This window comes from Pseudonocardia sulfidoxydans NBRC 16205 (assembly GCF_007989085.1).
Lineage (GTDB): Bacteria > Actinomycetota > Actinomycetes > Mycobacteriales > Pseudonocardiaceae > Pseudonocardia > Pseudonocardia sulfidoxydans.
Genome location: NZ_BJVJ01000200.1, coordinates 1 through 663 on the forward strand (window position 1 = coordinate 1; position 663 = coordinate 663).

Genomic DNA, 663 nt, shown 5'->3' on the forward strand with positions numbered 1-663 from the left:
CTAGGTGGAGCAGGTTCACAACGCAAACCACGTCCTGCGGCGCATGGATTCAGTCATCGCGGCTGCGCTCGGTGGAGGGGGTCGGCCGAGTGCACCCCGTCGACGCCTCGGAGGGAGCGATGAGTCGGCGCACGCCGCACCTCGCGCGACCCGCCGCCGGTTCCATCGCGGCGGTGACGAAGCTGGTTCGAGGTGCTCGAAGAGTGGTCCTAATCGGCGTCCGCCCGGTCCGCGTGGCAGGCAACGGACTGTGCTCGTTCCTCGATCAGTGCGGGGCGTTCTACCTCGACACAGGAGAGTGTCGCGGCGTCATCCGCGATAACCACCCCTCCTTCGCGCTCGCGATTCGGGGGCGACTGATGGCCGAGGCCGACCTGTGTTTCGAGGAGAGCGTGTGAAACCGGCGCGGCGATGTCGAGCTGATCGGCTCAGTCGGCGAGACACTTGCCGCACTGTCGAGGCGGGCGCGGCACCCGACGATCCAGACGAGGACTGGGCTTCGGCGATCAGAGGGACTAACGCTCGCCGTTCGCCCCAGATGAGGGAGCGGATGAGTACCGCGCCGATCGGCGCCGATGGTTGGATGCATGCGTACCGTCTCATCATCGCGTTGATCGATCGATTAACCTCCGGCTCGGTGGTTGTAGCCGACGGCAGCGACAT

1 protein-coding gene is annotated in these 663 nt (G+C 66.2%); it reads left to right on the forward strand.

The annotated features are described in order from the left end of the window. Nucleotides 1-398: hypothetical protein (locus PSU4_RS31020; RefSeq protein ID WP_373866120.1), on the forward strand; the 398-nt coding region annotated here is incomplete at its 5' end. Nucleotides 399-663 lie beyond the last annotated feature (265 nt).